Origin of the sequence: Ideonella sp. (assembly GCF_041914305.1) — a bacterium.
In the GTDB taxonomy this organism is placed as follows: domain Bacteria; phylum Pseudomonadota; class Gammaproteobacteria; order Burkholderiales; family Burkholderiaceae_C; genus Ideonella.
In genome coordinates this window covers 78708-104625 of record NZ_JAYSDQ010000004.1, presented here as the reverse complement: position 1 = coordinate 104625, position 25918 = coordinate 78708, and the positions used below count along the sequence as shown (strand labels likewise).

At 67.6% G+C, this 25918-nt stretch carries 22 protein-coding genes; 6 read left to right on the top strand and 16 right to left on the bottom strand.

Annotated features, from left to right (window positions below; genetic code table 11):
• Positions 1 to 43: 43 nt before the first annotated feature.
• The 4 genes from creD to ACE3SG_RS06930 form a co-directional block, all read right to left on the bottom strand.
• Positions 44 to 1456 carry a cell envelope integrity protein CreD gene (gene creD, locus ACE3SG_RS06945; RefSeq protein WP_374563523.1) on the bottom strand — a complete coding sequence of 471 codons (1413 nt, stop codon included), beginning with the start codon at positions 1454 to 1456 and terminating at the stop codon, positions 44 to 46.
• Positions 1457 to 1542: 86 nt separating this feature from the next.
• Entirely contained in the window at positions 1543 to 3027 is a 1485-nt protein-coding gene (gene creC / locus ACE3SG_RS06940; RefSeq protein ID WP_374563521.1) for a two-component system sensor histidine kinase CreC, read from the bottom strand.
• Positions 3028 to 3053: 26 nt separating this feature from the next.
• Positions 3054 to 3773, bottom strand: a complete 720-nt coding sequence (locus tag ACE3SG_RS06935) for a winged helix-turn-helix domain-containing protein (RefSeq protein ID WP_374563519.1) — start codon at positions 3771 to 3773, stop codon at positions 3054 to 3056.
• Complete coding sequence (locus ACE3SG_RS06930) at positions 3770 to 4420, bottom strand: MarC family protein (RefSeq protein WP_374563517.1); 651 nt, start codon at positions 4418 to 4420, stop codon at positions 3770 to 3772. Before ACE3SG_RS06930 ends, ACE3SG_RS06935 begins: the two co-directional genes overlap by 4 nt.
• A gap of 260 nt (positions 4421 to 4680) precedes the next feature.
• Between ACE3SG_RS06930 and ACE3SG_RS06925 the strand changes: the two genes are divergently transcribed.
• Entirely contained in the window at positions 4681 to 5172 is a 492-nt protein-coding gene (locus tag ACE3SG_RS06925) for an RNA recognition motif domain-containing protein (protein WP_374563515.1), read from the top strand.
• Positions 5173 to 5263: 91 nt separating this feature from the next.
• On the opposite strand, the gene ACE3SG_RS06920 is transcribed toward ACE3SG_RS06925, so the two are convergent.
• The 4 genes from ACE3SG_RS06920 to ACE3SG_RS06905 are packed head-to-tail and all read right to left on the bottom strand — an operon-like array spanning position 5264 to position 8374.
• Positions 5264 to 6046 carry an SDR family oxidoreductase gene (locus ACE3SG_RS06920; protein ID WP_374563514.1) on the bottom strand — a complete coding sequence of 261 codons (783 nt, stop codon included), beginning with the start codon at positions 6044 to 6046 and terminating at the stop codon, positions 5264 to 5266.
• A complete protein-coding gene (lptC, locus tag ACE3SG_RS06915) occupies positions 6043 to 6774 on the bottom strand; it encodes an LPS export ABC transporter periplasmic protein LptC (RefSeq protein ID WP_374563512.1) in 732 nt (243 codons plus the stop codon). The genes ACE3SG_RS06920 and lptC overlap by 4 nt, the downstream gene beginning before the upstream one ends.
• Complete coding sequence (locus ACE3SG_RS06910) at positions 6771 to 7367, bottom strand: KdsC family phosphatase (protein WP_374563510.1); 597 nt, start codon at positions 7365 to 7367, stop codon at positions 6771 to 6773. The genes lptC and ACE3SG_RS06910 overlap by 4 nt, the downstream gene beginning before the upstream one ends.
• Positions 7367 to 8374, bottom strand: a complete 1008-nt coding sequence (locus ACE3SG_RS06905) for an SIS domain-containing protein (RefSeq protein WP_374563921.1) — start codon at positions 8372 to 8374, stop codon at positions 7367 to 7369. The genes ACE3SG_RS06910 and ACE3SG_RS06905 overlap by 1 nt, the downstream gene beginning before the upstream one ends.
• A 68-nt stretch (positions 8375 to 8442) precedes the next feature.
• On the opposite strand from ACE3SG_RS06905, the gene ACE3SG_RS06900 reads away from it, so the two are divergent.
• On the top strand, positions 8443 to 10440 hold the full coding sequence (locus tag ACE3SG_RS06900) for a cation:proton antiporter (RefSeq protein ID WP_374563508.1): 1998 nt from the start codon (positions 8443 to 8445) through the stop codon (positions 10438 to 10440).
• 121 nt (positions 10441 to 10561) lie between these two features.
• Here the strand turns inward: ACE3SG_RS06900 and ACE3SG_RS06895 are convergent, their stop codons facing one another.
• The 6 genes from ACE3SG_RS06895 to rpmH form a co-directional block, all read right to left on the bottom strand.
• Positions 10562 to 11029, bottom strand: coding sequence for a cyclic nucleotide-binding domain-containing protein (locus ACE3SG_RS06895; RefSeq protein WP_374563506.1), 468 nt, complete (start codon positions 11027 to 11029; stop codon positions 10562 to 10564).
• Positions 11030 to 11203: 174 nt separating this feature from the next.
• Positions 11204 to 12610 carry a tRNA uridine-5-carboxymethylaminomethyl(34) synthesis GTPase MnmE gene (gene mnmE, locus ACE3SG_RS06890; protein WP_374563919.1) on the bottom strand — a complete coding sequence of 469 codons (1407 nt, stop codon included), beginning with the start codon at positions 12608 to 12610 and terminating at the stop codon, positions 11204 to 11206.
• A gap of 249 nt (positions 12611 to 12859) precedes the next feature.
• Positions 12860 to 14599 (bottom strand): membrane protein insertase YidC, encoded by a 1740-nt coding sequence (gene yidC / locus ACE3SG_RS06885; RefSeq protein ID WP_374563504.1) that lies wholly within the window; start codon positions 14597 to 14599, stop codon positions 12860 to 12862.
• On the bottom strand, positions 14596 to 14931 hold the full coding sequence (gene yidD, locus ACE3SG_RS06880) for a membrane protein insertion efficiency factor YidD (protein ID WP_374563502.1): 336 nt from the start codon (positions 14929 to 14931) through the stop codon (positions 14596 to 14598). The genes yidC and yidD overlap by 4 nt, the downstream gene beginning before the upstream one ends.
• Complete coding sequence (locus ACE3SG_RS06875; protein ID WP_374563500.1) at positions 14928 to 15434, bottom strand: ribonuclease P protein component; 507 nt, start codon at positions 15432 to 15434, stop codon at positions 14928 to 14930. Before ACE3SG_RS06875 ends, yidD begins: the two co-directional genes overlap by 4 nt.
• 10 nt (positions 15435 to 15444) lie before the next feature.
• Positions 15445 to 15582 (bottom strand): 50S ribosomal protein L34, encoded by a 138-nt coding sequence (gene rpmH, locus ACE3SG_RS06870; RefSeq protein WP_324158085.1) that lies wholly within the window; start codon positions 15580 to 15582, stop codon positions 15445 to 15447.
• A 355-nt stretch (positions 15583 to 15937) separates the two neighbouring features.
• On the opposite strand from rpmH, the gene dnaA reads away from it, so the two are divergent.
• From dnaA to ACE3SG_RS06850, 4 genes are all read left to right on the top strand, one after another.
• Positions 15938 to 17491, top strand: a complete 1554-nt coding sequence (gene dnaA, locus ACE3SG_RS06865; RefSeq protein ID WP_374563498.1) for a chromosomal replication initiator protein DnaA — start codon at positions 15938 to 15940, stop codon at positions 17489 to 17491.
• A gap of 272 nt (positions 17492 to 17763) precedes the next feature.
• Positions 17764 to 18882 carry a DNA polymerase III subunit beta gene (gene dnaN / locus ACE3SG_RS06860; RefSeq protein WP_374563496.1) on the top strand — a complete coding sequence of 373 codons (1119 nt, stop codon included), beginning with the start codon at positions 17764 to 17766 and terminating at the stop codon, positions 18880 to 18882.
• Positions 18883 to 19002: 120 nt separating this feature from the next.
• The gene (gene gyrB / locus ACE3SG_RS06855; protein ID WP_374563494.1) at positions 19003 to 21576 is read left to right on the top strand and encodes a DNA topoisomerase (ATP-hydrolyzing) subunit B; all 2574 of its coding nucleotides are present in this window, start codon (positions 19003 to 19005) and stop codon (positions 21574 to 21576) included.
• 84 nt (positions 21577 to 21660) lie between these two features.
• Positions 21661 to 21963, top strand: a complete 303-nt coding sequence (locus ACE3SG_RS06850) for a hypothetical protein (RefSeq protein ID WP_374563493.1) — start codon at positions 21661 to 21663, stop codon at positions 21961 to 21963.
• 7 nt (positions 21964 to 21970) lie between these two features.
• Here ACE3SG_RS06850 and ACE3SG_RS06845 read toward each other — a convergent pair whose 3' ends face one another.
• Complete coding sequence (locus ACE3SG_RS06845) at positions 21971 to 22480, bottom strand: HAD domain-containing protein (RefSeq protein ID WP_374563491.1); 510 nt, start codon at positions 22478 to 22480, stop codon at positions 21971 to 21973.
• A gap of 268 nt (positions 22481 to 22748) precedes the next feature.
• Positions 22749 to 25907: a type I restriction endonuclease subunit R gene (locus ACE3SG_RS06840; RefSeq protein WP_374563489.1), complete on the bottom strand. Its 3159-nt coding sequence runs from the start codon at positions 25905 to 25907 to the stop codon at positions 22749 to 22751.
• Positions 25908 to 25918: the final 11 nt, after the last annotated feature.

The window sequence follows — 25918 nt, the reverse complement described above, 5'->3', positions numbered from 1 at the left end:
GAGAGCACGCGCAGGATCCCGCGGGTCGTTCGCATCGCCGCGCTCACTCGGTGCGCACCCGCGGCGCCGACAGGTCGTCGAACAGCCGGTACCAGTCGAGCTTGCGGGTCAGCAGCATCACGGCGGCCACGGCGGCGAACAGCCCGATCGTGCCGACCACCAGCGCGGTCTGCTCACGCGTCAGCAGCACGTACATCAGGCCATAGAGCCCGCCGAGCGCAGCGCCGAACGCGGCACCGGCGCGCCAGCCGCCGAGCATGTGCGCGCCGTAGACCGCCAGCACACCGGCGCAGGCCACGCTGGCCGCGGCGTAGGCGATCTCGAACAGCAAGTGCTCGGACAAGGCCAGCAGCAGCATGAAGAACAGGCTCAGCGCCAGGCCGACCAGCGCGTACTGCACCGGGTGCACGCGGCGCACCCGCGCCCGGCCCAGCACCTCGGTCAGGGCGACCGCGACAAAGGTCAGCGCCACGAACAACAGGCCGTACTTCACCGCGCGGTCGGCCAACACATACGGGTTGATCGGGTCGATGAACGAGACGGCCAGGCTGTCCAGGCAGTTCGGGTTGTCGCGCACGCTGCCGGCGTCTTCGGTGTACGGGTTGCCACCCACTTCGCCGACGCACATCGCGGTGCCCTGGGCCACGTCGCGCGCGGCGCTGCTGGCCAGTTCGGACACCCGCCAGACGGCGTGGAAGCCCTCTTCGCTGACATCACGCTGCACCGGCAGGAAACGGCCGCCGAACGAGGGGTGTGGCCAGTCGGACTTCAGGTCCCACTCGGTCTGCGCCGCGGCCGGCACGAACTCGAGCCGGCCGGTGCCCCGCAGGTCCAGCGACAACTGCGCCTGCAGCGGCCCGGCGTTGGTGGCCAGGGCCACCGGCGCATGCAGGCCACGCGCGTATTTCGGGTGCTCGGTGCCGGCACTGACCGGGTAGGCCTGGCCGTTGAGCTTCAACTCGGCGCGCTGCACGCCGCGGGTGTCGGCCACCGCGAGCGTCAGCGTGATCGGGCCGCAGGTCAGGCGCGAGCCGCGCACCTCGGCCTTGGGCTCCAGCGCGGCGAGCGACGGCCACTGCGCGTCCAGGTCCAGCCGGCCCAGAAAGCCGTTGACCTTGAACAGGCCGCGGTAGCGCGACTCGGCGGTGGCAAAGCTCTGCACCTTCAGGTCTTGCGCGGCTTGCTGCAGGCGAAATTCGCGCCGCTCGGTCTGCAATCGGCGCTCCTTGCCTTCGCCGACCTCGACCTCCCATTCTTCGACGCAGGCGCGGTGCAGCCACGGCCCCATCACCGATTGGGCGCCGGCTTGCGACTGCTGCACGCTTTGAATCGCTTCCTGCTGGCGGCCGCGCCGCTCGTCGACCAGGAAACCGATGCGCGCCAGCACCAGCGTCAACAACCCCACCACGGCGCCGATCGCCAGCACCTTGCTCCACAACGAGTTCTTCACTTGCATGCCTCCTCCAGGCGGTTTGCGATGCCCGAGAGCGTCGCGCGCCGAGGTGAAGCGATGAAGGGCTGTGTGAAGCGAGGGTGAAGTCTTTAAGTCGGCGCGGAGGGCAGCGTCAGCTCGACCTGCAGGCCGGGTGCCGCCGGCGTGATGGCCAACGTGCCGCCGTGCAGCGCCGCCACCTGGCGCACGATGGCCAGGCCGAGCCCGCTGCCCTTGCGCGCGCTGCCCGGGCGGGCGGTGGCGTAGAAGCGCTCACCCAGGTGCGGCAGCGCGTAGTCGGGCACGCCGGGGCCGTGGTCGCGCAGTGCCCAGCGCACCCGGCCGTCGAGCCGGCCGATCGACAGCACCAGCGCCGAGCCCGCGGGCGCGAAATCGATCGCGTTGGCCAGCAGGTTCGACAGCGCCAGCGCCAGCTGGGCCGGGTCGCCGTCGACCACGGCCGCCTCGTCGCGCTGCGGCCATTGCACCGCCAGGCCCCGCTGCTGCAGCGCCGCCGCATGGTCGGCCAGCACCTGGTCGGTCAGGGGCGCCAGGGCGACCGGCTCACGCCGCGGCGGCTGGGCCGCGCTTTCGAGCTTCGACAGCGCCAGCAGCCGGTCGACCAGCTCGCGCAGGCGCTCGGTCTGCTCGGCGATCTGGCCGTTGAAGCGGGCACGGTCGGCTTCGGTCAGCGACGGGTCTTCGAGCAGCTCGGCCGCACCGCGGATCGCCGCCAGCGGGCCTTTCAGCTCGTGCGTCAGGGCACGCAGGAACTGCTCGCGTTGCGCGCGGCCGTCCAGCCGCTCGCGCATCGCGCCCATCGCGCGCGCCAGCTCGCCCAGCTCGCCGGGCAGCGCCGGCGGCTGCACCGCGCGCACGCCTGGCGCGCTGTCCTGACCCGCCTGCTGGGCATAGCGGCGCAGGCGCCGCACCGAATGCACCGACCACAGCGTGACCGCCACGCCGATCAACAGCGACAAGCCGAGCAACCACGCGCCGGCCACCAGGATCTTGCGCTCCGCGCGGTCCACGAACGGCGCGACGGTCGACTGGGCCTTGGCCACCGTCAACACGCCCAGCAGGCCGCCGTCACGCGCCCGCACCGGCGCCGCCACGTACATCACCGAGCTGCGTTCGTCGGTCTTCACCTCGCGGGTCGCGCGGGCGCCGTACTCGCCGCGCAGCGTCAGCGCCACGTCGCGCCAGCGCGAGTAGTCCTGCCCCAGCGCGCCATCGTTGCCGCGGGGCTGCTCGGCGCCAGCATCCAGCACGACGCGGCCTGTGGCGTCGGTCACGTAGATGCGCAGGTCCAGCCGGCGCTTGTCCAGGCCCCAGATCTGGGCGTCGACCGGCCGGCCGGCATAGGCCTGCACCACCTGCGCGAAGCGGCTGGTGCGCAGGTCGCCGCCGGGCGGCATCGCGGCCAGGTCGTCGGCGGCGTCTTCGGCCAGCAGGTTGGCGGTGTCGACGAGGATGTCTTCCATCACCTCGCGCACGCTGGGCTTGACCTCGGCAACGAAGACCCGCATCACGAAGAACGCCGCCAGCCCGGTGATGACCAGGAAGCCGAAGAACAGGCGCAGGCCGAGGTGCATCGCGGGCGCGTGGTCAGCGCGACAGGTCAGCGCGACAGGCCGGCGCCCGGCAACACCAGCGCGTAGCCCAGCCCGCGGTGGGTCACGATCGGGTCCAGGTCCGGCCGGCGCTCGCGCAGCTTGGCACGCAGCGTCTTCACGTGGGTGTCGACGGTGCGGTCGCTGGCCTCGCTGTCGGGCCCCCAGACCTCGGCCAGCAGCGCGTCGCGGCTCTTGATGCGGCCGCCCGCGCGCCACAGCGCCTGCAGCAGCTTCAGCTCCAGCCGCGTCAGGTCCAGCGGCTGCCCGGCCAGCAGCGCGCGCTGGCCGGCCGCGTCGACCTCGATCAGCGGCGCGTCGGCCACCGGCGGCGACCAGGCCGAGCGGCGCAGCAGCGCGCGCACGCGCGCCACCAGCTCGCGTGGGCTGAAGGGCTTGGCCAGGTAGTCGTCGGCACCGGCCTCCAGGCCCAGCACACGGTCGATCTCTTCGCCTTGGGCGGTCAGCATCAGCACCGGCAGGGTGCGCAGCCGAACGTCGGCGTCGCTTCGCCACTGGCGGCACAGCGCCAGTCCGTTGCCGTCAGGCAAGCCGACATCGAGCACCGCCAGCGACGGCGGCGCAGCGCGCGCCGAACGCTCGGCCTCTCGCACCAACAAGACCTGCTCGACCCGCCACCCCTCGCGCTCGAACGCAAAGGCCACCGTGCCGCCGATCGCCGGGTCGTCTTCCAGCAGCAGGATGCGTGCGGGTTCGGCCGCACTCACGGCGCGATCGGCGCGAACGGCGAAGCCAGCACCGGGAACAGCTTGGTCAGCCCATCGGCCAGCAGCTCGACCGCCATCGCGGCCAGGATCAGGCCCATCAGCCGCGTCATCACGTTGATGCCGGTCTGGCCCAGCGCGCGTGCGATGCGGCCCGAGGCCAGGAAGGCGAGGTAGGCGGCCAAGCCGATCACGACGCCATAGCCGACCAGCACCGCGTGCTGCCAGAAGGTCTTGGTCTTCTCGGCGTAGATCACCATCGTCGAGATCGTCGCCGGCCCGGTCAGCAGCGGGATCGTCAGCGGCACGACCGCGATCGACGAGCCGGCGTCGGCCTTCTGCTGGCCCTGGTGCACGTCGTCGGGCCGGCTTTCGGCCTGCTGGGCATTGAGCATGTGGATCGCCGACATCAGCAGCAGCAGCCCGCCGCCGACCTGGAAGCTGGCGATCGTGATGCCGAAGAACTCGATGATCTTCAGGCCGGCCAGGCCGCTGATCGACACCACCAGAAAGGCCGCGGTGGCACTGACACGCATCGTGTGGCGGCGCTGCTCGGGCGAAAAGTTCTGCGTGAAGTGCAAGAAGAAGGGCACCACGCCGATCGGGTTGACGATCGCCAGCAGCGCGATCAGGGGTTTCAGCAGGTCCATGCGCGATTGTGGGGCGCGATACCCGTAGCTTGCAGGGAAAACGAGTGTCTAAAGACCGGTATCACGGCGCGGAAATACGACACTTTCGCCGGCCGCGCTTTGCCGCAGCTGTGGAAATAGTCTCATAATGGTTTTGGGGTGACTTGCCTTTCGTCGCCCTAGTTTGCTGTGTATGGACGCGGCACCTTCGCTTGATGGGTTCACGCTGGGTTGAAGCTCCACATGGTCTTTGTGTCTTGAGAGATTGAGGAGCTTTCCCCATGGGAAACAAGCTTTACGTCGGCAACCTCGCTTACAGCGTGCGTGACGACTCCCTGCAACAAGCGTTCTCCGAGTTCGGTACCGTCACGTCCGCCAAGGTCATGATGGACCGTGACACCGGCCGTTCGAAGGGCTTCGGCTTCGTCGAAATGGGTTCGGATGCGGAAGCGCAAGCCGCGATCAACGGTATGAACGGCCAACCCCTCGAGGGCCGTGCAATCGTCGTCAATGAAGCCCGCCCGCGTGAAGAGCGCCCGGGTGGCTTCGGTGGCGGCGGTGGTGGTGGCCGCGGCGGCTACGGTGGCGGCGGCGGCGGTGGCCGCAGCCCCTACGGCAGTGGTGGTGGCGGCGGTGGCTACGGCGGCGGCGGTGGTGGTGGCGGCTACGGTGGTGGCGGTGGCGGCGGTGGTCGCAGCCCCTACGGCGGCGGCGGTGGCAACCGCGGCGGCAACCGTGGTGGTGGCTACGGCGGCGGTGGCGGCGGTTACTGATCGCTGACCACGGGACGACAGGCCTGCAGGCCTGTTCGCCCGAACAAGCAAAGAGGGCGCAACGGGAAACCGCGGCGCCCTTTTGTTTTGGCTAGGCGGTTCTGCGTTGCTTGCGGCCGCGGCCCGCGAGCAGGCGGTCGAACAACCAGTTCGGCAGCACCCGCATCAGCTTCGCCACCACGCCCATCTGCCACGGGATCACGCGGTAGCTGGTGCCGGCCTCAATCGCGCGAAACGCGCGGTCGGCGAAGACCTCGGGCTGCATCAGGAACGGCATCGGGTATCGGTTGCCTGCCGTCAGCGGGGTCGCGATATAGCCCGGCACGACGGTCACCACCTGCACGCCCGAGCCGCGGCACTCGCCGCGCAGGCTTTCGCAATAGGCGACCACGCCGGCCTTGCTGGCGCAGTAGGCGCCGTGGCCCGGCAGGCCGCGGATCGCGGCAACGCTGGCAATGCCGACCAGCGTGCCGCGGCGCCGCTCGCGCATCGCCTTCAGGAACGGGTGAAAAGTGGCCGCCAACCCGATGTTGTTGGTGGCCAGCGTCTCGCGCAACACGTCCAGGTCTTCGCGCTCGGCGGTGTCGATGCCGACGCTGATGCCGGCATTGGCGATCACGACATCGGGCAGGCCTTGCTCGGCGATGCAGCGCTGGCCGGCCGCGACGATGCTGTCGATGACCTGCACGTCGGCCGCATAGACGCGCCAGCGATCGCCCGACCAGCCTTGCCCGCGCGCCCAGGCCTCGACCACCTCGGTGCGCCGCGCCACCAGCGCCAGCCGCCAGCCGGCCGCCGCGTAACGGGCGGCCAGCGCCTGCCCGATACCGCTGGACGCGCCGGTGATGAAGACCAGCGGGGCCGCCGCGCTCATTTCGCCGCCGCCTTCACGTCGGTCGGCAGCAGCAGGCCGCGCACATGGCCGTGCAGCGTGACCTGCTGCGTCGTCTCGTCGAAGTCCATCGCATCGGCCACCAATTGGCTGCCGCCCTGGCGCACCGTCACCGGCCGGTCGGCGCGCACGCGGCGCTCGTCGGCCAGCACCAGCAGGTGTTCGCCTTCGATCTCGACCACGTGGCCATCGGCGCCGGTGCTGACGACGCGCGCGCCACCTTCGAGGCTGTAGCGCGAGTTGTCGCCCGCGGCCACCGCCTGGCGCGCGGTGGCGCGGGTGCGGCGGCCGTCCGGGGCGGTGGTGGAGACACGCACGGTGTCGACCTCCATCTCGTCGCTGTCGGGGTAGTGGCGCACCTGTTCGCCTTCGATCTGCGCGACCAGCCGGCCCTCGGGGTTGAAGCGCTGCAGCGTGACGCTCTGGGCGGTGTAGTCGGGGTCGTGGCGCACCGCCACCGCCGCCCGCTCGCCGGGGGCACCGGGCGACAAGCGCGCCAGCCACCAGGTCAGACCGGCCAGCAGGCTCATCAGCAGCAGCGGCAGGTAGGTGCCGAGCAGCTGCCGCACGCGGTAGCCCCAGGCTTCGCGCTGCCGGCGCGCCGGGCCGGGCCCATCGCCCGGCGGCGACACCGCCGCACCGCCGATCGCCACCGGCACCTCGGGCAGGTCGGGCAGGTGCAGCTCGGCGCTCATCTGGGGGGGTGTCAAGCGCTGTCCAGCGTGCGCAGGTGGCCGTGCAACAGGCCGGCGTAGCGGCCGGCCGCCATCAGCAGCAGGTCGCAGAACTCGCGCGCTGCACCGTCGCCGCCGGCCGCCGCGGTCACATGGTGGGCGATGGCCTTGACCTCGGCGTGCGCGTTGGCCGGCGCACAGGCGAAGCCGGCGCGGGCCAGCAGCGGCAGGTCGGGCCAGTCGTCGCCGATCGCCGCCACGTCGGGCCAGGCGAAGCCGAGCGAGGCGAGCAGCGGCTCGGCAGCGGCCAGCTTGTCGCCGGCCCCGTAGACCGCATGCGGCAGGCCCAGGTCGGCGACCCGCCGCCGCACCGCGGGCGAATCGCGGCCGGTGATGACGATCGGCACAATGCCGCCCTGGGCCAGCAGCTTCAGGCCGTGGCCGTCGAGCGTGCAGAAGCCCTTGAACAGCTCGCCCTGTTCGCCGATGAACAGGCGCCCGTCGGTCAGCACACCGTCGACGTCGAAGATCGCGGCCTTCATGCCCAGCCCGGTGCCCTGGGCCTTCAGCAGCAGCTCGGGCGCGAAGCGCAGGGCCGGTGCCAGGGTGGTGGGGGTCGGGGCGGCCATCAGATGACCTTGGCCCGCAGCAGGTCGTTGGTGTTCAGCGCGCCGACCAGCAGGCCTTGCTCGTCGACCACCAGCACGCTGGTGATGCTGTGCTGCTCCATCAGGTCGGCCGCATCGACGGCCAGCGCATCGGCGCGCACGTGCTTGGGTTGGCCGTGCATGACCTCGCGCGCCCGCAGCGCCCGCAGGTCGGCACCGGTTTCGAGCAGGCGGCGCAGATCGCCGTCGGTGAAGATGCCGGCCGGCCGGTGGTCGTCGACGATGACGGCGAAACCCAGGCCCTTGTCGGTCATCGTGTGCATCATCTCGATGAAGCCGGTGTCGGCGCTGACGCAGGGCAGGGCGTCGCCGGTGCGCATCAGGTCGTGCACGTGCATCAGCAGCTTGCGGCCGAGCGAGCCGCCGGGGTGCGAGCGGGCAAAGTCGTGTTCGCGAAAACCCCGGGCATCGAGCAACGCCACCGCGAGCGCGTCGCCGAGCGCCATCTGCGCGGTGGTGCTGGCGGTGGGTGCCAGGTTCAGCGGGCAGGCCTCCTGGTCGACCGCAGACGACAAGGTGATCTCGGCGTGCCGGGCCAGCGTCGAGCCGGGCCTGCCGGTGATCGCCACCAGCGGCACGCCGAGGCGGCGCACGGCCGGCAGGATCGCGTTGATCTCGTCGCTCTCGCCCGAGTTCGAGATCGCCAGCAGCAGGTCGCCCGGCGTCACCATGCCCAGGTCGCCGTGGCTGGCCTCGGCCGGGTGCACGAAGAACGCCGGCGTGCCGGTGGAGGCCAGCGTCGCGGCGATCTTGCGGCCGACATGACCGCTCTTGCCCATGCCCATCACGACGACGCGGCCACGGGTGTCCAGCATCGCCTGGACCGCGCGGCCAAAGCTGTCGTCGAGCCGGTCGCGCACCGTTTGCAGCGCGGCCGCCTCGATGGTGAAGGTCTCGCGCGCCAGCGCCAGGGCACGGGCGGGATCGAAGGGCGTGACGGCAGTGTTCAAGGCGGGGTCAGGGTACAGAATGGGGGGATTCTAGGAGCCTGCCCGTCGGCCGCCCGTGGCCCCTCGGCATGGCCTGACGACCCCGCATGGCATCAACACTGGAACTGGTTCTGCTGTACCTGGTGGCTGCGGTCGCCGGCGTGGCGCTGTGCCGCAGCCTGAAGCTGCCGCCGATGCTGGGCTACCTGGCGGTCGGGGTGCTGATCGGGCCGAACGCGCTGGCGCTGGCCAGGGACTCGGCGGCGATCAAGTACCTGGCCGAGTTCGGTGTCGTGTTCCTGATGTTCGTGATCGGGCTGGAGTTCAACCTGCCCAAGCTGCGCAGCATGCGCACGCTGGTGTTCGGCCTCGGCCTGTCGCAGGTCAGCGTGACCATCATCGGCGCGGTCATCGGCAATGGGCTGCTGGCGGTGGCCTTCGGCTGGCTCGGCCTGCAGTGGGACCTGGGCTGGCAGGGCGCGGTGGTGCTGGGCAGCGCGATGGCGATGTCGTCGACCGCGATCGTCGTCAAGATGATGGCCGAGCGGCTGGAGCTGGAGAGCGAGCACGGCAAGCGCGTGATGGGCGTGCTGCTGTTCCAGGACCTGGCGGTGGTGCCGCTGCTGGTGCTGATCCCGGCGCTGGATTCGAGCGGCGGCGACATGGCGCGCTCGCTCGGCATGGCGCTGCTGAAAGCGGCCGGCGTGCTGGCCGTGCTGCTGTTGGGCGGGCAGAAGCTGATGCGCTGGTGGCTGACGCTGGTGGCGCGGCGCAAGAGCGACGAGCTGTTCGTGCTGAACCTGCTGCTGGTGACGCTGGGCCTGGCCTGGCTGACCGAGCATGCCGGGCTGTCGCTGGCGCTGGGCGCCTTCATCGCCGGCATGCTGATCGCTGAGACCGAGTACAAGCACCAGGTCGAGACCGACATCCGGCCTTTCCACGACGTGCTGCTGGGCCTGTTCTTCATCACGATCGGCATGAAGCTCGACTGGCGGCCGCTGTGGGAGCAGTGGCTGCTGGTGCTGCTGCTGACCTTGCTGCCGGTCGTCGCCAAGGCCGCGCTGGTGGCGGGGCTGGCCTGGGCCTTTCGCGCTGCGCCCGGGGTGGCGCTGCGCACCGGCCTGTACCTGGCGCAGGCGGGCGAATTCGGGTTCGTGCTGCTGACGCTGGGCGCCGACAACCAGCTGATCCACGCGCAGTGGATGAGCCCGGTGCTCGCGTCGATGGTGCTGTCGATGCTGGCGACGCCGCTGCTGATCCAGTACAGCAACCGCATCGTCGTGCGGCTGTCGTCCAGCGACTGGCTGATGCAGTCGGTGGCGCTGACGGCGATCGCGAAGAAGGCGATTCGCACCGAGGCCCACATCATCATCTGCGGCTACGGCCGCAGCGGCCAGAACCTGGCGCGCCTGCTGGACCAGGAGAAGATGCCCTACATGGCGCTCGACCTCGACCCGGACCGCGTGCGCCAGGCTGCCGCCGCCGGCCAGAGCGTGGTCTTCGGCGACGCCGCGCGGCTGCAAAGCCTGATGGCCGCCGGCCTGGCGCGTGCCAGCGCCGTCGTCGTCAGCTACCACGACACCCCCTCGGCGCTGAAGATCCTGGGCCTGGTGCGCCAGCATGCGCCGCATGTGCCGGTGGTCGTGCGCACGATCGACGACACCGACCTGGAGAAACTGCGCGAGGCCGGTGCGACCGAGGTCGTGCCCGAGGCGGTGGAGGGCTCGCTGATGCTGGCCAGCCACGCGCTGGCGCTGGTGGGCGTGCCGATGCGCCGCGTGATCCGCCTGACGCGCGACGCGCGCGATGCGCGTTACCGCCTGCTGCGCGGTTACTTCCACGGTGCCGACGACGACACCTCGGAAGAACTGACCCAGGCCCGCCTGCGCACTGTCAGCCTGCCCCACGCCGCCGCCAGCGTCGGCTCGACGCTGTCAGACCTGGCGCTGCACGCGCTGGACGTCAACGTGGTCTCGGTGCGCCGCGCCGACGGCCGCACCGTGACCCCCGAAGACCACCTGCGCCTGGCCGGCGGCGACACCCTGGTCCTGGCCGGCCTGCCCGAAACCCTGGCCCTGGCCGAATCGAAACTGCTCTCAGGCTAACCAACGCGGCGCTCCGCAGGAGCCGCCGCACGTCAAGTGGCGTGCGCGGATCTGGCTTTGCCAGTCCGCTGCGCGAGCCCCCTCGGGGGGCAGCCCCCGGAAGGGGGCGTGGGGGCCAACACTACGCCGCCGGCATCCCCCGCTCCAAATTGGCCCGCATGCGCTCGGCCATCACCGCCCCGGCGGCGCGCAGGAATTCGAGCGCCATCTCGGGTTGGCGTTGCGCGAACTCGTCGAAGCGGTTGCGGGTCAGGCCCCACAGCACGCTCGGCGACATCGCCTCGACCTGGGCCATGCGTGGTGTCTCGGCAAACAGCGTCGGCTCACCGACCACCGCACCGGGGCGCAGGATCGCCACCGGGCGGCGCGCCGGGCCGGCGTCGGGCACGTAGACCTGCAAGGTGCCGCTTTCGAGCAGGTACATCACGCGGTCCATGTCGCGGTAGCGGATCAGCGTGTCGCCGGCACGCAGCTTGAACTGCTGCATGAAGGCCGCCAGCTGTCGCCACTGGCTCAGGTCCAGCCGAGGCCGGAACGAGTCGTCGGCGTTCAGGGTCTGGATGGCTTGATGCAGGATCTCGACGGCCATGGAGGGGCTTCCTTCGGCATCGGCTCGGCGGGCCCGATGGAACCCGCTCTTGACGATGATTGGAGATTCATTATCAGCAGGTTACAAAGCGCCAGCAACCAACCGAGCTTCGCTCATCGGCGCCGAGCCGCCGCTCGTCGCGCCGACGCGGCCTGTCGCCGCCTCGGCGGGCACTCACTTGCCAATACAGAAACGGCTGAAGATTTCGCCCAGCAGGTCGTCGGCGCTGAAGGCGCCGGTGATGCGCTGCAGCGCCTGGTGGGCTAGGCGCAGCTCTTCGGCGAACAGGTCGAGCGCGGTGTCGGCCTGGGCGGCATGTTCAGCGGCACCGGCCAGGTGCGCGCCGGCTTCGCGCAGCGCCTCGACATGGCGGCTGCGGGCGATGAACAGGCCTTCGGGCGAGGCCAGGCCGCCGGCGCGTTCGAGCAAGGTGTCGCGCAGCGTGTCCAGCCCGGCGCCGGTGCGGGCAGACAGGCGCAAGCCCGGCCGGGCGCTTTCGAACCCACCGGCCGCGCCGGCCGCGTCGGCCTTGTTGAACAGGTGCAGCAGGCGTTCGGGCTCGACCTCGGCCAGCCGCTGGGCAATGAGCGCGTCGGCCTGCTGGTAGGCCGGCTCGTCGACGCGCGTCAGGTCGTGCAGGAACAACACCGCGTCGGCACCGGCGATCGCCTCCCAGCTGCGGGCCACGCCGATGCGCTCGACCTCGTCGGCCGCGTCGCTGCGCAGGCCGGCAGTGTCGGTCACGTGCACCGGCACACCGTGGATCTGAATCGTCTCGCTGACGCGGTCGCGGGTGGTGCCGGCGATCGGCGTGACGATGGCCAGCTCGGCACCGGCCAGCGCATTCAGCAACGAACTCTTGCCGACGTTGGGCTGGCCGGCGAGCACGACGCGCAGGCCCTCGCGCAGCAGCGCACCTTGGCGCGTGCGGGTCAGCAGCTCGTCGAGCTGCCGTTGGATGCGCGCCAGTTGGCCCCGCGCATCGGCTTTTTCGAGGAAGTCGATCTCCTCTTCGGGAAAGTCCAGCGTTGCCTCGACCAGCATGCGCAGCCGCACGATGGCCTCGGCCAGGCCGTCGATCTGGGCCGAGAAGGCGCCGGCGAGCGAGCGGCTGGCCGAGCGCGCCGCGGCCTCGGTGCTGGCGTCGATCAGGTCGGCCACCGCCTCGGCCTGGGCCAGGTCGAGCTTGTCGTTGAGGAACGCGCGCTGCGTGAACTCGCCGGGTTCGGCCAGGCGCAGTCCCGACAACAACTGTGCGCCGTCGGTGCCAGCCGCCAACTCCAGGCAGCGCGCCAGCAGCAGTTGCAGCACGACCGGCCCGCCGTGGGCCTGCAGTTCGAGCACGTCTTCGCCGGTGTACGAATGCGGTGCGGGGAAGAACAGCGCCAGCCCCTGGTCGATCGCCTGCCCATCGGCGCCGAGGAACGGCCCGTAGTGGGCGCGGCGCGGCACCAGCGTGGCACCGGTCAACGCGGCGGCCAGCGGCGCCAGGCCGCGGCCCGACACGCGCACGATGCCGACCGCGCCCCGCCCGGGGGCAGTGGCGATCGCGACGATGGGGTCTTGGTGGCGGCCGAGGATCACGGCCTGGATTGTCCCCTGAGCGCCGCGGCCGCAAGGACGCCGGTGGCTTCGCTCAGGGCGAGCGGTGTTGGCGCGGGGGGAGTGTCGATCATGGCCTTCATCGGCCGCGTCCGATCACTCACTCACCGGAGGTTCCGGGTGGACCCCGCACGCCGATGATCGCCCAACGGGCGGCGCGCTTGTACCCCTCAAAATGAAAAAAGGCCCCTATGAACGAGGCCTTTCGTGGCATGGATCACGAAGCGATCAGGCGACGCCCAGGCGCTTGTTGATGAACCACTGTTGCGCGATCGACAGCAGGTTGTTCGTCAGCCAGTACAGGACCAGGCCCGACGGGAAGTAGAAGAACATGAAGCTGAACATCAGCGGCATCAGCCACATCATCTTGGCCTGCGTCGGATCCGGCGCCTTGGGGCCCAGCGCCACTTGCAGGATCGAGCTCAGGGTCATCAGGATCGGCAGCGGGCCGATCGGCATGTTGCCCAAGGGCAGCAGGCCGAACAGGCTGTCGGGCTTGGACAGGTCGTGGACCCAGCCCAGCCACGGCGCGCCACGCATCTCGACCGAGGCCAGCAGCACCCAGTACAGCGCGATGAAGAACGGCATCTGCACGACGATCGGCAGGCAGCCCCCCAGCGGGTTGATCTTCTCTTCGCGGTAGATGCGCATCATCTCTTGCTGCATCTCCTGCGGTTTGTCCTTCAGCCGCTCGCGCATTTCCATGATGCGCGGGTTGACCGCCTTCATCTTGGCCTGCGACTTGTAGGCGCTGGCGTTGAGCCAGTAGAAGGCGATCTTCAGCAGCACGACCAGCGCGATGATCGACCAGCCCCAGTTGCCCAGCAGGCTGTGCAGGTGGTCCAGCAGCCAGAACAGCGGCTTGGCCAGGATCGTCACGCGGCCGTAGTCCTTGACCAGCTCCAGCCCCGGCTCCATCGCCTCGAGCTTCTTCTCGTCTTGCGGGCCGGCGTACAGCGTGGCCTGGTGGCTCACCGTCGCGCCCGGCTGCAGCGTCTGCAGCGGCTGCACCATCGCCACCGTGTAGTCGCTGCCGATCTTGTTGGTGACGAACTCGCGCGGCGCGGTGTTGCCGGGCAGCGTCCAGGCGCTGACGAAGTGGTGCTGGATCATCGCGACCCAGCCGTCGTTGGCCGTGGCTTCGGCCTTGGACGGGTTGGCGCCGCGCTTGTCGATCTCGGCCGGTTCAACCTTCTTGAACTTGCTCGCGTCGTTGTAGATCGCCGGGCCGGTGTAGGTGAAACCGGTCGATGAGAAGTACGAGGTCGATTGCCCTTCGGGCGGCCGGCCGTCGCGCAGCAGCTGCAGGTAGATCTTGGGCGTGATCGGCTCGGCCGACACGTTGGTGAGCTCGTGCTTGACCCGGATCGTGTAGTCGCCGCGCTTGAAGCTGTAGGTCTTGACCAGCTTGGCGCCGCCGATCTCGGGCGACTCGAAGCGCACGTTCAGCTCGCTGGCGCCGTCTTTGAGCGTGCGCTCGCCCGGCACCACGGTGAACGGGCTCAGGTGGCGCGGCAGCGGCGCACCGCCGGCGGCGTTGAAGAAGCCAGTCTGGGCCAGGTAGGTGCGCGAGGCGCTCTGGTCGAACAGCACCACCGGGTGCGTGGGGTCGACGCTGTCGGGGTAGCCGGTCAGCTCCAGGTGGGTCACGGTCGCACCCAGCGTGTCCAGCGTCAGCTTCATCACGTCGGTCTGCACGGTGATCTGCTCGCTCGGCGCGCTGGCTGCGGCCGCCGCAGCGGTGGCCGCCGTGGCTGGCACGCCGGCCACCGAAGGCACGCCACCGGCGGCGGCGACGCTGGCCGCACCGGCCGCGCCCGAAGCCGCCGCGCTGGCCGGCGCCGTGGCATCGGCGATCGGCATGCCGAACATCGTCGGATGCCCGTTGTGCTTGTTCCACCCGTCCCACAGCAGGGCGAGCGACATGATGAACACCACCCACAACAGGGTGCGACGCATATCGGTCATGGCAAGGGCCTGGAAAAAATCGTAGAGGGGTCGGCCACGGTGGCCGCCGGCAGCAAATGGGTGAACAGGCGCGGCCGCTCGGCCGGCACCGGGTCACAGCCACCTTCACACCAGGGGTGGCAGCGCAGCACGCGCGCCGCCGTCAGATAGGTGCCTGCCAACGCCCCGTGGCGCTGCAGGGCTTCGATGCCGTAGACCGAGCAACTCGGCGCGAAGCGGCACTGGTTGCCGAGCCACGGGCTCAGCAGCAAGCGGTAGCCACGCAACAACAGCACCAGCGCAAGCCGCGGCACCAGCTTCAGGCGGGGCAGGATGCGCTCGCGCCCGTTCATGGCGTGCGGCGGCCCGCCACGGCGCGGCGGAACAACTCGGCAATCTCGGCCCGGGCCGCCAGCCGCAGGGGCTCGGACGACGGGCTCAGGTACTCGCGCTTGTCGAACGGCAAGCGCAGCCGGACCACCCACAGGCCCGGCGGCAGGGCAGGCGCATGCTGCGCCATCGCCGCGCGAATCTGGCGCTTGATCAGGTTGCGAGTGACCGCTCGCTTGGCGTGCCGTTTGGGCACGACCAAGCCCAGCCAGTGCCCTTCAGGCGCGGGCTGGGCCGGCGGTGTTGAAGATTCATCCACAAGGCCCGCACCCGTTGGGTCGGCACCTGTGGATAAGTCTGGTGAAACAGGCGGGACAACCGCCCGGCGAACACCTTCGGCGGTGCTCGCACGCGCAAGCGAAGGCCTGCCGCTCACATGATGAACGGCGAAGTGAGCACTTCGCGAGCGGGACGCTGTTGCGAGCACGCGTTCGAAATCGGCCGGTCGCACGATGCGGCCGATCATGGCGTGCGCTTTAGACCTGGGACAGCTTCTTGCGGCCCTTGGCACGGCGCGCGTTGATGACGGCGCGGCCGCCCCGCGACTTCATGCGAACGAGGAAGCCATGCGTACGGGCGCGGCGGATCTTGGAAGGCTGGTAAGTGCGCTTCATGGTGCTTGCTTCAGGGAGTTGGAAGGGGCTTCCCAGCCGCCAGAGATCAAGCTTGGCAAAGCTTTAGCGCAGCAGCCTGGGGCGTGACCCCACCCGCTGTCGGGTTCGGCCAGCCCCCGGTGACCACCCAGACCGCACCGCGTGGCTTGCTTGATGCAAAACGCGACACCTGCCTGACGGCCCCGATTCGGGAAACCCACTATTAGAGCAAAAAACGTGAGGAGGGTCAAACACTTGCACGGCAGCACGCGGCTTGGCGCGGGGCTTGACCCACCTCCAAAAACTGTGGATAACCACCGCCTTGCCCCACCGTTCCGTGCGTAGAATCCGGCCGCTCGATAAGAACTTGTCCACAATGAGCCTTGATCTCTGGCAGCGTGGTTGCGAGCGACTCGCGACCGAACTGCCCGAACAGCAGTTCGCCACCTGGATCCGCCCGCTGCCGCCGGCGGACATCACCGATGACGGCGACGCCGGCGCGGTGGCTTGCCTGCGCGTGCCCAACCGTTTCAAGCTGGACTGGATCCGCTCGCAGTACGGCGCCCGCATCGAAACCATCCTGACCGACCTCGCCGGCAAGCCGGTGCGGTTGGAGCTCAGCCTGGCCCCGCGCGAGCCGATGCCGATGGCCGGCCTGTCGATGCGGCCGGCCAACGGCAGCGCCCATGCCCGCGTGATGCCGCCGCTGGGCCATCCGAACCAGCCGATCACCGCCGCCCAGGTGCTGGCCAACGCCGCGCTGCCGCGGCGCGAGGACAGCCTGGCCACCACGGCGGGCGCCCCCTCGGCCTGGCCACGCGCGTCCGACAACACCGCCACGCTGCAGCGCCCGTCTGGCCCCAGCGTGCCGACGGCCGCACCCGGCACCCATCTGCCGCCGGCGTCCAACCGGCATCGCCTGAACACCGCGCTGACCTTCGACAACCTCGTCGCCGGCCGCGCCAACCAGATGGCCCGCACCGCCGCGTTGCACGTGGCCGGCGCGCCGGGCCAGATGTACAACCCGCTGTTCATCTACGGCGGCGTCGGCCTGGGCAAGACCCACCTGGTGCACGCCGTGGGCAATGCGCTGCTGGCCGACAACCCTAACGCCCGCGTGCTGTACCTGCACGCCGAGCAGTTCATCTCCGACGTCGTCAAGAACTACCAGCGCAAGACCTTCGACGAGCTGAAGGCCAAGTACCACCAGCTCGACCTGCTGCTGATCGACGATGTGCAGTTCTTTGCCGGCAAGGAACGCACGCAGGAAGAGTTCTTCAACGCCTTCGAGGCGCTGCTGGCCAAGCGGGCCCACATCATCATGACCAGCGACACCTACCCCAAGGGGTTGGTGGACATCGACGAGCGCCTGACCTCGCGCTTCGACTCCGGCCTGACGGTGGCAATCGAGCCGCCCGAGCTGGAGATGCGGGTCGCGATCCTGCTCGCCAAGGCCCGCGCCGAGGGCACGCTGATGCCCGAAGACGTGGCCTTCTTCGTCGCCAAGAACGTGCGCGCCAACGTGCGCGAGCTCGAAGGCGCGCTGCGCAAGGTGCTGGCGTACTCGAAGTTCAGCCACAAGGACATCTCGATCAACCTCGCCCGCGAGGCGCTGAAAGACCTGCTGTCGATCCAGAACCGGCAGATCTCGGTCGAGAACATCCAGAAGACGGTGGCCGACTTCTACAAGATCAAGGTCGCCGACATGTACAGCAAGAAGCGCCCGGCCTCGATCGCCCGCCCGCGCCAGATCGCGATGTACCTGGCCAAGGAGCTGACCCAGAAGAGCCTGCCCGAGATCGGCGAGCTCTTCGGTGGCCGCGACCACACCACCGTGCTGCACGCGGTGCGCAAGATCGGTGGCGAGCGCCACAAGAACACCGAGCTGAACCAGCAGCTGCACGTGCTCGAACAGACCCTCAAGGGCTGATCCCGGGCTGAGCAGGCCCCCATTTTTTTAACGCATGACCGATCCTGGGCCCACTGTCAACGTGCAAGCCTGGGGACAACTTTCGAACAAGCACCCAGTTACCCACAGCCCCGAAGCGTCGCGACAAGTTGCTGTCTTTTGGCCCCTGCTCAAACAAGCCCCCCGCACACAGGGTTGCCCAGACGCTAAAGCATTGAAGAATCAGGCGAAAATGCGCTTTTCCACAGTTGGCGCCCGAGCCTACTAGAACGACTAAGTTCAAAGAGGAAGACATGATTGTTCTGAAAGCCCCACAAGAAAAGTTGCTGGCTGCCCTGCAGGCCGTGGCCGGCATCGTGGAGCGGCGCCACACCTTGCCCATCCTGGCCAACGTGTTGTTGCGCAAGACCGGCGAGACGATCGAGTTCACGACCAGCGACCTGGAGATCCAGGTCCGCACCAGCGCCAGCCTGGGCGGTGATGCGGGCAGCCTGTCGACCACCGTCGGTGCGCGCAAGATGATCGACATCCTGCGCACCCTGCCGGGCGACCAGGTCGTCAGCCTGTCGGCCAGCGGCGCCAAGCTCACGCTGCAAGGCGGCAAGAGCCGCTTCACGCTGCAGACGCTGCCGGCCGAAGACTTCCCGCTGGTCAACGAGGCGGTCGACTTCGGCCCAGTCTTCTCGGTGCCGCAGAAGACGCTGAAGACGCTGATCGACCAAGTGCACTTCTCGATGGCGGTGCACGACATCCGCTACTACCTCAACGGCATCCTGTTCGTGGCCGAGGGCAAGACGCTGACGCTGGTGGCCACCGACGGCAGCCGCCTGGCGCTGGCCCAGGCCCAGCTCGAGAACGACATCCCGAAGCAAGAGGTCATCCTGCCGCGCAAGACCGTGCTCGAGCTGATGCGCCTGCTGAAGGACGACAAGGACGGCGGCGACGAAGCGATCGAGATGCGCTTTGCCGGCAACCAGGCCAAGTTCAGCTTCTCGGGCATGGAATTCGTCACCAAGCTGGTCGAGGGCAAGTACCCCGACTACAACCGCGTGATCCCGAAGAACCACAAGAACATCATCACGCTCGGCCGCCAGCCGCTGCTGGCCAGCCTGCAGCGCGCCGCGATCCTGACGAGCGAGAAGTTCAAGGGGGTGCGGCTGAACATCGAGCCGGGCGCGCTGAAGATCGCGTCGTCCAACGCCGAGCAGGAAGAAGCCAAGGAAGAGCTCGAGATCGACTACGACGGCCCGGCGATCGAGGTGGGGTTCAACGTGACCTACCTGATGGACGCGCTGGCCAACATCGGCCACGAGATGGTCAGGCTCGAGATGCACGACGGCAGCTCGGCGGCCCTGATCACCGTGCCCGAGCAAGAGGGTTTCAAGTACGTCGTGATGCCGATGCGCATCTAGGCGCCGCGCGGGGCCTGACCCACCCCCACCCCTGACCGGCGGGCTTCCAAGCCCGCCAAGCCGTTTTTAAGGGGCTTGCCGGGCCTGTCCCGTTGCCGAGCCCCCACCTGAAGAAATGCCATGAGCGACCCCAAGACCCCCACCCCCGGCAGCCCTGACGATGGCGTCACCCGGCGCGAGATCCCCTCGCCTGAAGGCCAGGGGGCTTCGACGGGTGCGGAGGCCTCGGCCGCCTACGGCGAAGGCTCGATCCAGATCCTCGAAGGCCTCGAGGCGGTGCGCAAGCGCCCGGGCATGTACATCGGCGACACGTCCGACGGCACCGGCCTGCACCACCTGGTGTTCGAAGTTGTCGACAACTCGATCGACGAAGCCCTGGCCGGCCACTGCGACGACATCGTCGTCACGATCCACACCGACAACTCGATCTCGGTCATCGACAACGGCCGCGGCATCCCGACCGGCGTGAAGATGGACGACAAGCACGAGCCCAAGCGCTCGGCGGCCGAGATCGCGCTGACCGAGCTGCACGCCGGCGGCAAGTTCAACCAGAACAGCTACAAGGTCTCGGGCGGCCTGCACGGCGTGGGCGTGAGCTGCGTCAACGGCCTGTCCAAATGGCTGCGCCTGACGGTGCGGCGCGACGGCAAGGTGCACTTCATCGAGTTCCGCAAGGGCATCCCGCAAGACCGCGTGATCGAGCAGCGCGACGGTTTCGACACCAGCCCGATGAAGATCATCGGCGACACCGAGAAGCGCGGCACCGAGGTCCACTTCCTGCCGGACACCGAGATCTTCCAGCAGAACAACGAGTTCCACTACGACATCCTGGCCAAGCGCCTGCGCGAGCTCTCGTTCCTCAACAACGGCGTCAAGATCCGCCTGGTCGACGAGCGCAACAACAAGGAAGACAACTTCGCCTATGCCGGCGGCGTGAAGGGCTTCGTCGAGTTCGTCAACAAGGGCAAGAAGACCCTGCACCCGAACATCTTCCACGCGGTGGGCGACAAGACCAGCGACCAGGGCACCAACATCGGTGTCGAGGTGGCGATGCAGTGGAACGACTCGTTCAGCGAGAACGTGCTGTGCTTCACCAACAACATCCCGCAGCGTGACGGCGGCACCCACCTGACCGGCCTGCGCGCCGCGATGACCCGCGTCATCAACAAGTACATCGACGACAACGAGCTGGCCAAGAAAGCCAAGGTCGAGATCGCCGGCGACGACATGCGCGAAGGCCTGGCCTGCGTGGTCAGCGTCAAGGTGCCCGAGCCCAAGTTCTCGAGCCAGACCAAGGACAAGCTGGTGTCGAGCGAAGTGCGCGCGCCGGTCGAAGACATCGTCAGCCGCCTGTTGAACGACTGGCTGCTCGAGAACCCGAACGACGCCAAGATCATCTGCAGCAAGATCGTCGACGCCGCCCGCGCCCGCGAAGCCGCGCGCAAGGCGCGCGAGATGACGCGCCGCAAGGGTGTGCTAGACGGCATGGGCCTGCCCGGCAAGCTGGCCGACTGCCAAGAGAAAGACCCGGCGCTGTGCGAGATCTACATCGTCGAGGGTGACTCCGCCGGCGGCTCCGCCAAGCAGGGCCGCGATCGTAAGTTCCAGGCCATCCTGCCGCTGCGCGGCAAGATCCTGAACGTCGAAAAGGCGCGCTACGAAAAGCTGCTGAGCTCGAACGAAATCCTGACCCTGATCACGGCGCTGGGCACCGGCATCGGCAAGGGCATGGGCGGGGACGACTTCAACCCCGACAAGCTGCGCTACCACCGCATCATCATCATGACCGACGCGGACGTGGACGGCGCCCACATCCGCACGCTGCTGCTGACCTTCTTCTACCGCCAGATGCCCGACCTCGTCGAGCGCGGCCACATCTACATCGCGCAGCCGCCGCTGTACAAGGTCAAGCACGGCAAGGCCGAGCAGTACCTGAAAGACGGCCACGAGTTGGATGCCTACCTGATGCGCGTGGCGCTCGACGGTGCCCGCGTCGAGCCCGGCGACGGCCGCGCCGCGATCGCCGGCGACGACTTGGCCGAGAAGGCCCGCGCCTATGTGCAGGCCACCAACGTGATCGACCGCCTGTCCGCCTGGATGGACGTGGAAGCGCTGCGCGCGATCAGCGATGGCCTGACGCTGAACCTGGACGACACGGCCAGCGCCGAAGCCAGCGCGATCGCGCTGAAGGGCGCGTTGCACGACGCCGAGGTCGAAGCGGTGTTCGACCAGCGCACCGACAAGCACCTGCTGCGCATCAGCCGTCGCCACCACGGCAACATCAAGTCCAGCATCATCAGCCCCGACTTCGTGCACGGCGCCGACTACGACGCGCTGGCCACCGCCGGCCGCACCTTCAAGGGCCTGCTGACCGCGGATGCGGTGGCCAAGCGTGGCGAAGGCGAGAAGCAGAAAGAGCAGAAGGTCAGCGACTTCCGCGCGGCCATGGCCTGGCTGATGACCCAAGCCGAAAACTCCGTCGGCCGCCAGCGCTACAAGGGCCTGGGCGAAATGAACCCCGGCCAGCTCTGGGAAACGACGATGGACCCAACCGTGCGCCGCCTGCTGCGCGTGCAGATCGAAGACGCGATCGAGGCCGACAAGGTGTTCACGATGCTGATGGGCGACGAGGTTGAGCCGCGGCGCGACTTCATTGAGACCAACGCGTTGCGAGCGGCGAATATCGACGCGTGATCTGATGAAGCGGATTCTTGCGACGATGTCGCAAGAATTCAGGAAACAGGTGGAGCGTCGTCTGCTTGCTGGGGAAGACAGCCGTTGAAACCTGTGGACAGCTCACATCAGGTGCTCATCGACCTTGTGCGTGAGGTAGGAGATCTGAAGGACCGGGCTGCACAGCAGTATCAGCCGGTGGTCAACGACATCTTGCGCACCGGCTGCCTTGACGCCAGCTACATAGTAGAGCGCACCTTGGACGGCCTGTTGGACTTCTGCGATCAAGAGCCGATGTTGGCGATGTTCAGGGCACTGTGCCGCCACTACTGGTCAGTCGATGTGGCCGCTGCTGCCTGGTACGTTGAGGCTTACCGAGAGCTATGGGACGGCGAATATGGCGGGTGAGGTCGACTCATTGGTAGTCGGTTCTGGGTTGGGGCCGAACAGCATCGAAGGTCAGGGACAACAAGTCTCTGAGTTTCTCCAGCACCGACGGCTCGGCAATGCCATAGCGTTCGTCGGAAATAACAACGTTGCCGCGCGCCCTGTCCCACCCCTCGTCGGTGTCGTCGATTGCCATCCATGACGTGGGTTGGCGTCGCTCAACATCGCTCAGGACCTGGCGACCTCGAGAGAGTCTGTCGAACAACACCTTGTCCATCTGAGAGTGAAAGGTTGCTCCGATGACGCGTTCGCGAAGACCGATCGGTAGTCGGCGTGACGCTTTGCTGAACCGGTAGTGCCTCGCCCACGAGGTGCTCAGGACGATGCTGATATGCGGGTAGGGCTCAAGAAGATCAGTGAGCAGTCCCGCATGCTCAAAGAGTCTGTGTCCAGCGCTTGCCAGGCTGTCCTCGATGTAGGCGCCGCGCTGAGGCCGCCAGTAGACCGCTTCGGGATGCAGGACGCCATCGAAGTCCAAGTAGAGGGCAGCGCCGCCTCGGCCCTTCACCTGGTACCGCCGCGAAGACATTTCGACTTGTAGCGGTGACAGGTATCACGTCCTCTCAGGACGATGGCGATCGAGGCGGACAAGGTGTTCACGAAGTTTGATGGGCGACGAGGTCGAGCCGCGGCGGAATTTCATCGAGACGAAAGCGTTGAGCGCGGCGAATATCGACGCGTGATGGCGATACCAGCTGAGTCTGGTGCGACGGGTCAGAGGAAGTCTCGGCCAATACAGATTTGGTCTAGGAGGACCACTTGTCGGATAGCGATTCGGCCTGCTTTAGAACTAGCTCTACTGCATCGGCTTGCTCGTCTGGCGGGTACTTCCATCTCTGCAAGGTGCGTCGAACGAGGATTCGCAGCTTTGCTCGAACACTCTCTCGCACACGCCAGTCCACCGTCGTGCTCGCCCGCAGCTTCTCCGTGATTTCGACGGCGATCTTTTTTAGGATTTCATCGCCCAGCTCTCGAACTGCGCTTTCGTTGTTGGCCAGCGCATCGTAGAAGGCGATCTCATCACGGTTGAGGCCCAGTGAGGCCTCCCGCTCCAGCACGGCCTGAAATTCTTTGGCCATGGCGATCAGCTCTTCGATGACCTGGGCGGTCTCGATCGCGCGGTTGTGGTATTGCCTTAAGGTCTCCAGCAACCGATCGCCGTACTTCTTCTCTTGCACGACGTTGTTGCGGGCTCGGGCCTTGATCTCGTCGCGCAGCAGCTTCTCCAGGAGTTCCACTGCCAGGTTGCGGCTCTTCATCTGCCGCACGTCTTCCAGGAACTCGTCGGACAGAAGGCCAATGTTGGGCTTGTCCAGCCCGGCCAGTGCAAATATGTCTGATACACCGTCCGCGACGATGGCGTTGTCCAAAATCTGCTTGAGCGCGCTGTTCTTGTCCTCGGCGGTACGCTTCTTGTCTACCGTTGTGAACTTGGTGATGGCCGCCTTGACAGCCGCGAAGAAGGCGATCTCCTTACGCAGCGCGATTGCTTCATCCAGCGTGCCGCACAGCGAGAACGCCTTGCTCACAGCCGTCATCACGTCCAGAAAGCGTTGCTTGCCATCCTTCAGTCCTAGCAGGTGGTTGGCCACGGGAACCAACAGGGCCATCGCCTGGGTCTCGTAGGCGCTGTAGTCGAAGCCGTGCATCATCCCGCGCACGACGTCTATTTTCTCTAGCAACAGGGCCAATGCTTCAGTCGCGTTGTGCGTCGGGTCGCCCTTGCCCTTGGCGTCGGTGTAGGTCTTCAGTGCCGCCTTCAGCTCGTTAGCAATGCCGATGTAGTCCACCACCAGGCCACCTGGCTTGTTCTTGAACACCCGGTTCACTCGGGCGATGGCCTGCATCAGGTTGTGGCCCTTCATCGGCTTGTCCACATACATCGTGTGGCAGCAGGGGGCGTCGAAGCCGGTCAGCCACATGTCGCGCACGATCACCAACTTCAGCGGATCGGCGGGGTTCTTGAAGCGCTTCTCCAGCGACTTCTTTACCGCGTGGGGGTAGCGGTGCGGTTGCAGCAGAGGCTTGTCTGCCGAAGCTGCGGTCATCACGATCTTGATGGAGCCCTCCGCCGGGTCGTCCTGGTGCCAGTCTGGTCGCAGGGCCGTGATAGCGTCGTACAGCCGTACGCAGATCTCGCGGCTCATGCACACGATCATCGCTTTGCCGTCGATGGTGCTGATGCGCGCTTCGAAGTGCTGCACCAGGTCCGTTGCCACCTGCTTCAGGCGCGGATCGGCGCCCACCAACTTCTCTAGCGCCGCCCATTCACTCTTGGTCTTCTCGCGGCTGGCAACATCCTCTTCGTCTTCCACCACCTCATCGACCTGCGCGTTCAGCGCGTCGATCTCGGCCTGGTTCACATCCAGCTTGGCCAGACGACTTTCGTAGTAAATCGGCACCGTGGCGCCGTCGTCCACCGCGTCCTGGATGTCGTAGATGCTGACATAGTCGCCGAATACCGCCCGGGTGTCCTTGTCCTCCAGCGCGATGGGCGTGCCGGTGAAGCCGATGAAGGTGGCGTTCTTCAAAGCGTCGCGCATGTGCTTGGCGAAGCCGAATACGTACTTGCCGGTCTTGGTGTCCAGCCGGCCGTTCATGCCGTACTGGCTGCGGTGAGCTTCGTCCGACATCACCACAATGTTGGTTCGCGCCGATAGCTCAGGGTGTACCTCCTCACCTTCCAGCAACGCGAACTTCTGAACCGTGGTGAAGATGACGCCGCCAGCCTGGCGCGAGGCCAGCATGTCGCGCAGCTCATCGCGGCTGGCGGCCTGCAGCGGTGTGGTCTTCAGCAGGTCGCTGGCCGCACAGAATGTGCCGAACAACTGTCCGTCCAGATCGTTGCGGTCAGTCACCACCACCAGCGTCGGGTTCTTCATCGCCGGCTGTTGCAGCAGCTTACCGGCGTAGCAGGCCATGGTGATGCTCTTGCCGGAGCCCTGGGTATGCCATACGACCCCGGCTTTGCGAGAGCCGGGCTGCACTTGCTTGCCGTAAGTGGCGCGCTCCTCTTTCACCTCCAGCAGGCCCTTGTCGGTTCCTTGGGCCGCGATCACCGTGGCGGCAACGGCCTCACGCACTGCGTGGAACTGGTGGTAGCCCGCCACCTTTTTGACGAGGACATCGCCATCCTGCTCGAACAGCACGAAGTGCCGTAGGTAGTCCAGCAGCAGCTCGGGCTTGAAGAAGCCACGCACCAGTGTTTCCAGCTCCATCTGCAGCTGGGGGCGGTCATCTTCGTTGGCGATGGTGCGCCAGGGCAGCATGCGCTCGGCATCGGCTGTCAACGAGCCCACACGGGCCGTGAAGCCATCACTGATCACCAGGACCGCATTGCAGTTGAACAGGTCAGCCGCTTCGGCCTTGTAGGTCTGAAGCTGGTTGAAGGCATCCCAGATATCCACCTGCTCGTTGGCCGGATTCTTCAGCTCGATCACCGCCACCGGCAGGCCGTTGATGAAGGCCACCAGATCCGGCCGCAGCGGCTGCTTGCTGCCCTGTACGGTGAACTGGTTTACCACCAGGAACTCGTTATTCGATGGGGTGGCGAAGTCGATGAGGCTGGCTAGATCCGTGGTCTTCTTGCCTTCGCTGTCAGGCTTGGGGAAGGCCACCTCCACACCGCCCAGCAGCAACCGGTGCACGGCGCGGTTGCGCACCGCCAGCAGCGGCTCGCTTACCCGGGTGATGGCATCGGCGGCCTCTTCCAGCGCCTGCGGCGGGATGTGCGGGTTGATGCGCGCCAGGGCGGCCAACAGACGTCCGCGCAACACCATCTGCCGATAGTCGGTCCGCTCGGCATTCACTCCCTCGGGCGCAATGTCCGGGCCGTGCACACACCGCCAGCCAGCCTCTTCAAACCAGCGGCTGCACTGTTCCTCGAGTTGATGTTCGTTCAGCATTTAGGTCGCAT

Coding starts and splice junctions, on each gene's coding strand:
- creC (WP_374563521.1), bottom strand. CDS start 3,027: ATGCACCTCGGCCTGCGCCTGTTCTTCGGCTTCCTGGTCATCACCGGG.
- ACE3SG_RS06920 (WP_374563514.1), bottom strand. CDS start 6,046: ATGAGCGCGGCGGCCCCGCTGGTCTTCATCACCGGCGCGTCCAGCGGT.
- rpmH (WP_324158085.1), bottom strand. CDS start 15,582: ATGAAGCGCACTTACCAGCCTTCCAAGATCCGCCGCGCCCGTACGCAT.
- dnaA (WP_374563498.1), top strand. CDS start 15,938: ATGAGCCTTGATCTCTGGCAGCGTGGTTGCGAGCGACTCGCGACCGAA.
- ACE3SG_RS06895 (WP_374563506.1), bottom strand. CDS start 11,029: ATGGCCGTCGAGATCCTGCATCAAGCCATCCAGACCCTGAACGCCGAC.
- yidC (WP_374563504.1), bottom strand. CDS start 14,599: ATGACCGATATGCGTCGCACCCTGTTGTGGGTGGTGTTCATCATGTCG.
- ACE3SG_RS06925 (WP_374563515.1), top strand. CDS start 4,681: ATGGGAAACAAGCTTTACGTCGGCAACCTCGCTTACAGCGTGCGTGAC.
- ACE3SG_RS06910 (WP_374563510.1), bottom strand. CDS start 7,367: ATGGCCGCCCCGACCCCCACCACCCTGGCACCGGCCCTGCGCTTCGCG.
- yidD (WP_374563502.1), bottom strand. CDS start 14,931: ATGAACGGGCGCGAGCGCATCCTGCCCCGCCTGAAGCTGGTGCCGCGG.
- dnaN (WP_374563496.1), top strand. CDS start 17,764: ATGATTGTTCTGAAAGCCCCACAAGAAAAGTTGCTGGCTGCCCTGCAG.
- ACE3SG_RS06875 (WP_374563500.1), bottom strand. CDS start 15,434: ATGATCGGCCGCATCGTGCGACCGGCCGATTTCGAACGCGTGCTCGCA.
- gyrB (WP_374563494.1), top strand. CDS start 19,003: ATGAGCGACCCCAAGACCCCCACCCCCGGCAGCCCTGACGATGGCGTC.
- ACE3SG_RS06840 (WP_374563489.1), bottom strand. CDS start 25,907: ATGCTGAACGAACATCAACTCGAGGAACAGTGCAGCCGCTGGTTTGAA.
- ACE3SG_RS06930 (WP_374563517.1), bottom strand. CDS start 4,420: ATGGACCTGCTGAAACCCCTGATCGCGCTGCTGGCGATCGTCAACCCG.
- ACE3SG_RS06900 (WP_374563508.1), top strand. CDS start 8,443: ATGGCATCAACACTGGAACTGGTTCTGCTGTACCTGGTGGCTGCGGTC.
- creD (WP_374563523.1), bottom strand. CDS start 1,456: ATGCAAGTGAAGAACTCGTTGTGGAGCAAGGTGCTGGCGATCGGCGCC.